The sequence below is a fragment of the Heliomarina sp. genome (genome assembly GCF_052826185.1).
The window spans coordinates 1-5,663 of sequence record NZ_JBRBUI010000024.1; the positions used below are offsets into that span (position 1 = coordinate 1).

General features: G+C 56.6%; 4 protein-coding genes. 2 read left to right on the forward strand and 2 right to left on the reverse strand.

The window, feature by feature from the left end:
- Nucleotides 1–670: 670 nt before the first annotated feature.
- Nucleotides 671–1,009 carry a DUF736 domain-containing protein gene (locus ACU0FH_RS08770; RefSeq protein WP_037207756.1) on the reverse strand — a complete coding sequence of 113 codons (339 nt, stop codon included), beginning with the start codon at nucleotides 1,007–1,009 and terminating at the stop codon, nucleotides 671–673.
- 582 nt (nucleotides 1,010–1,591) lie between these two features.
- Between ACU0FH_RS08770 and ACU0FH_RS08775 the strand changes: the two genes are divergently transcribed.
- The gene (locus ACU0FH_RS08775) at nucleotides 1,592–2,515 is read left to right on the forward strand and encodes an SIR2 family protein (protein WP_143514619.1); all 924 of its coding nucleotides are present in this window, start codon (nucleotides 1,592–1,594) and stop codon (nucleotides 2,513–2,515) included.
- A gap of 9 nt (nucleotides 2,516–2,524) precedes the next feature.
- Entirely contained in the window at nucleotides 2,525–4,270 is a 1,746-nt protein-coding gene (locus ACU0FH_RS08780) for an ATP-binding protein (protein WP_084353831.1), read from the forward strand.
- Between the two features lie 43 nt (nucleotides 4,271–4,313).
- On the opposite strand, the gene ACU0FH_RS08785 is transcribed toward ACU0FH_RS08780, so the two are convergent.
- Nucleotides 4,314–5,663, reverse strand: a 1,350-nt coding sequence (locus tag ACU0FH_RS08785) for a helicase-related protein (protein WP_446194269.1), incomplete at its 5' end; no start/stop codon positions are given.

Here is a 5,663-nt window from a genome sequence, read left to right on the forward strand (position 1 = left end):
CAGTTCGGCGAGGTCGATGGATTGTTCGAGTGTCATGGTGTGATCCTTTCCGTTGATCGTCGTTGGACGGATCGTGGAAAAGACCGGGGGCATGAGAGCGGGCTGCACCCGGCACGGGGCGGAATGAAATGGAGCACGCCGGGGGCAGGTTTGTTGTGAGCGGTGCACCGCAGCGCTCAAGGCGCAGCCGTCCAGAAACCTGCCCCCAGCGTTGCCGGCCGCTCGACCCCGGGCTAGCGATCTGAGAGGCCAACAGGTCGACGGAAAGGCGCGCGACGGTGGCCCTGACGTGAGACGTCGCCCCCCGGACGCATGACGTTGATCTGCGGTTTACACCCTCGCGGCAAAGGGTGAGTTCGGCACCCTGGCAGCCTCGCCAACACGACCCAAGCGCGGGTTGCTCGACTGAGAGAAGGGGTGCGCTTACCTCGCACAGTGGGCTCCCATTTTTCCCCTGCTGACTTTCGGCTCACCCTCGGGTTCGCGCGATCCACTCTGTCCCTCAACAGAACGATCAAAGCTGCTTCTGCGATCGATCCAGTCAGACTATCCGCCTCGGTGTCAGCGTCCGAAATATGCCGCATCCTTCTGACACGGGTTTCGGACCCGAACCGCTGCCATTCCTCATAACGAGAAATAGCCAGACCGCCGGAGCGGTCTGGCCCTTGGCTTAGGCGGCGTCTTTCGGGCCCCAGGGGATGACGGCCTGCAGGGACAGATCGTCCTGGTTCGCGGCCTTGCCGAGGTTGGCGTTGAAGCCGTGGTCGCGGATGGTCAGCGTGTAGTAGTCGGCACCGGTCTCCTTGTTCTGCTTCTTCCAGATGCCGCCGCACTCGACCAGCTTGCCGCGCGGGGAGCGGCCGAGGACGCGGTGCGTGGGGGCCATCGGGTTCGTGCTCGCGACGGGCTCGACCGTGATGTCGAGGTCGAAGGTCAGGGTCGAGATGGAGCCTGTGCCCTTGGCGGTCTCGATGTCGGCGCTGGTGAATTTGATGCAGTTCGTGGTCATTGCTCTTCTCCTTGTTTGCGTTGCAATGATGGTCACCTTGCAGCTGGCCAAGGCCCGGGCACACCGAAGGCGAAGCGTAGCGGAGAGGGGCAGGTGCCGGTCTTTTTGCTCCGCGAGGAATGACCCGCAGGGTCAGGGGAAAAAGATCGGCGGCAACCTTTGTGGACGGGACGACAGCTGCGACCAGCATGTCATGCAACTCAGACAAAGGGAGAAGTGCGTTGGCCGCTAAGGAAGGATGGTGAACAGCCGTCAAAGATGCCAGAGGGCGCATGTTGATGCATGGATCATAGCTGGAGCAGGCATTTTCGGATCCATGTCACTTGCCAGATTCCCGACGCACCCACCTTGCGACGACAGCGAAAACTTGCTGTGACAAAGAAGTGCTACCGGGGGTATCGTAAGAGCGAAATTTTGGACCAAATCGTTTTCGGGCACAGACAAACTAAGCCGAAGTACAAGAAGTGAGGCAAAATAGCTTTGGAACTAGAAGAACTCGCAAAGCAGTGCCAAAACTGTGCACAGCATAGCCCAGTGATAGTCTTGGGCAGCGGGGCCTCGATACCGCATGGCATTCGTGGCATGGGGGATTTGGCCGTTTGGCTCCGCGATAATGTACAGGCCGACGATGGACCGGAAGTCGATGCCTGGACACTTGTTAGAACAGCCTTGGCCGCTGGAGATCATTTAGAAGCAGCACTAGAAAACAAGCCTCTACCCGACTCCTTGGTTGTCAAGATTGTCCGAAGTACCTGGGACTTCATCGCTCAGGGCGATTATAGCCTGCTCAAATCAGCTATAAAGACCGAGACCATTTTTCCGCTCCGCACCCTATTCACAGGTTTATTCCGAAGTACAAACCGCAATATCCATGTCGTAACAACAAACTACGACCGCGTTGCAGAGTATGCAGCCGATTCAGGCGGCTACATCCACAACACGGGTTTCCTTCCGGGCTATCTGCGACGGGCCGATGGGGCGGAGAATCTGATTTTCAAACAAGGGGCCAATTTGGCGCGGACGGTCACAGTCTGGAAAGTCCACGGGTCTCTTGATTGGTTTTCAGACCCGCATGGGGGTGTGATGTCGCTACCGATGACGAGCGAGTTGCCCGATGGTTTGGTTCCGTTGATCGTCACGCCAGGTGTAAGCAAATATCAGCGGACGCACGACGAGCCCTTTCGGAGCGCGATACAGGGCGCCGATCGTGTGTTGAGTGCCGCGACCGCATTCATTTGCATAGGATACGGGTTCCGCGACGGCCATATCCATCCGAAGCTGATGACGCGTTGTCGTGTGCATGACGTTCCCATCCTTGTCGCAGCGCGCACCTTAACGCCCGAAGCCAAGGATTTTCTCAAGAACAACGCCGGGCGTCACTACCTCGCGCTCGAGAACCACGATGAGGGGACGATGGTTTACAACCGTGACAGCCCAGACGGTATTGTTGTTACCGGGGGCAAATATTGGGAGTTGCCTGCATTGAACGAATTGATTGGGTTTTAGGAGGAAGAGTTGGGCATACTTGATTTCAACGATGATGAAAGTCTCGGCAAAATTATTGCCGTCGATACTGCCACTGTGACGGTGCGAGTCGATGAACTTGAACGCCTCAAACGGATTCAGGTCAATCGGTTGACCGCGATCAGAAGCTCGAAAGCCGGGCAGCACTTAATCGGGATAGTTTCGCGCATCACACGCAAAGCAGGTGACGAAACTGCAATAGACGGGTCTGAGGAGGATCCGGAAGCCGCGCTCCCCGAAAACAACCTCGTTCGGGTCGCTCTGATTGGAACACTCGTAGACAAGGAGGGGCTGAAAGAGAACGTCTTTAAGCGCACCCTAGAGACTGTGCCCGAAATCGATGCGGATTGCTTTTCCTTGGAAGGTCAGCGCCTGACAGACTTCATGCAGGTCATTTCGCAGGTTTCCGGCGACGGCCCGCAGCTTGATCTTGGTCGCTATGCTTTGGACGAGGACGCGCGGGCCTTCTTGAACGGCAACCGTCTGTTCCAACGTCATGCCATCGTGGTCGGTAGCACTGGCAGCGGCAAATCGTACACAACTGCGCGGCTCCTAGACCAGATTGCCGGTCTTCCACAAGCCAACGTAATCTTGTTCGATATCCATGGTGAGTACCAGACCCTCGATAGCGACGAGTTTCGGCATCTACGCATCGCTGGGCCGGGGGACATTGGACACGATCGCCGACTGGCCGACGGTGTTCTACATCTACCGTTCTGGCTTCTCGGCTATGAGGCATTGGTCGCTTTGTTTGTAGATCGGTCCGATCAGAACGCTCCGAACCAAGCCATGCTCATGACGCGCTGTATCACCGATGCGAAGCGCGCAATGCTTGATCCGGGAAAACACGCCGACATTCTTGCAAATTTCACTATCGATAGCCCCGTGCCTTTCGATATCGACAGTGTCCACAAGCAACTATCTGACTTGAACGAACAAATGGTTCCGGGCGCTAACAACAAGGATAAGCAAGGACCATACTTCGACAAGCTCAGCCGCTTAATCGCGCGATTTGAAGCCAAACGAAATGATCGCAGGCTTGGGTTCATATTTCAGCCGCCAGCAGCCTGTATGGATATGGCCTGGCTGTCGGAGGTAACGCATTTCCTGATAGGCGGGCGCGGATCGCAAGCTGATGGCAAGGGTGGGATCAAGATCATCAATTTCTCGGAAGTGCCGTCCGACATCCTGCCGCTCATGGTCAGCTTGATTGCTCGGCTGATATTCACAGTCAGCCAGTGGACGCCACCAGACAACCGTCATCCCATCGCATTGTTCTGCGATGAGGCACATCTGTATATCCCGGAGCGTGCATCGTCAGAGTCAGCCGATGAGATCTCTGTCGGGATTTTCGAGAGGATCGCCAAAGAAGGCAGGAAATACGGTGTTGGACTAGTGGTTATCAGCCAAAGACCATCCGAAGTGAACCGCACCGTTCTGAGCCAGTGCAACAATGTCATTGCGATGCGGCTGACCAACGGCGACGATCAATCCGTGATCAAACGGTTGCTGCCTGACAGCCTCGGCGGGTTTGGTGATCTTCTACCGGTCCTCGACATCGGTGAGGCATTGGTGGTCGGCGATGCGAGCTTGCTTCCGACGCGAGTTGTGGTGTCCGAGCCGCGCTTCAAGCCCAATAGCGCGACAGTCAATTTCTGGGATCGTTGGAGTGACGCGGCACCAGTTGCGGGAACGGAAGATGCCGTCCTTTCTTGGCGGAGACAAAGCAATCACTAGCCCTAGGAGCGATGAAAACAGTCAACGAGTATTGCCGCACATATTATGCTGGGACGATTCTACCGACCATCGCGGTAAGAGTATCGGGCGCAAGCTTGGAAGAAATTGCATCCAACTCCAAGAGGGGCTGCGACAGGTAAGGATGAAACTTCTCCGACATTAAATTCCCAGCTCCAGCGAACAGATCGACAGGTTCGCCAGATCGAATGTGCGCTAGTACCGTTTGAAGATCGGGGGTTTCGTCCCCGGCCTCCACCATCAGAAACCCGTCATGCAGTTCGACCGAAAACCCCTCACTTCTCAGTGCTAGCGCGAGGGTTGATGTCTTCACAGTACCGACCCGCGTCGCAATGACTGATGTATGCTCGCCAATGGTGTGTAGGTTATTGGCCCTAAACCCCAGCTGTTCATAGTGAGCACGCGCTTCCTCGAGCATCATCAAAGAGACTGTATCCATGTAAGCTGGGCTGGAATCCCCCTCGAGCACGGCGAACATTCGGTCGATCACTTTGTCATGAATGTCCCCCGCATCGCCGCCGAAGACGGGCGGCACACCAGCCTTCGCGGGTTTGACGACGATGACCTTTTCACGATCATGGATTTCTTGAACAACCCAACGTCGCCCAGAGAATATTAATAGCATCCCAGGGGCAAGAACATTATCGATCGGCAGGGTTCCAAGGTCCCGCCCCTCTGCGACCAACCGGAATTCCTCAGGCGTCTGAAACACCGCATAGAAGCTGTAATGCTCAACCAGTTTTTCGCCCGCGGGTCCCAAAAGCAACAGCCCGCTGCCGACCTGTTCGATCAAGCCGGTTGAAGGATGACCGATCGCACGCAAAACATCTGTGAATATTTCGGTTGTGACCTTCCGAAAGGGGCCTTCGCGGCAGAGCACATTGTAGACCACGCTTGCAGACGCACCGCCGCGCTGCGCTATGACTGACAGTATCTGGTGGACGAGCGTCGAGAGATGAAGCGCCTGAGGTTTTGGAGGTTCGCACCAGCCTTCCAGCAGCAAGTCTATCATCGCGATGGACCTGATCAGGCCGAGGCGAAGACGATCCACGAAACTGCTCTCCGGCGTCAACTTGGCTTCGACAGCATACTGCCTGAGAATGGCCGGCTGTCCTTCACGCCGGCCTGATCGGCCAAGCCGTTGTCGCAACGCCGCGACGCTGAATGGCGCGCCGATTTGAGCCACGCAGGTCACGTCACCGATGTCGATTCCAAGCTCGAGCGTCGATGTGCAAACGGCTGTCGTCGGTTTCGCAGGGTCCTTCAAGCGCCGCTCAACGAAGTCACGGTGTTCTCGGGAGAGGCTCGCGTGGTGGGGATAGAATTCCTGTGGCAGGTGCTCCCGTTCGCAAAGCTCCCGCAACCGATCTGCGTA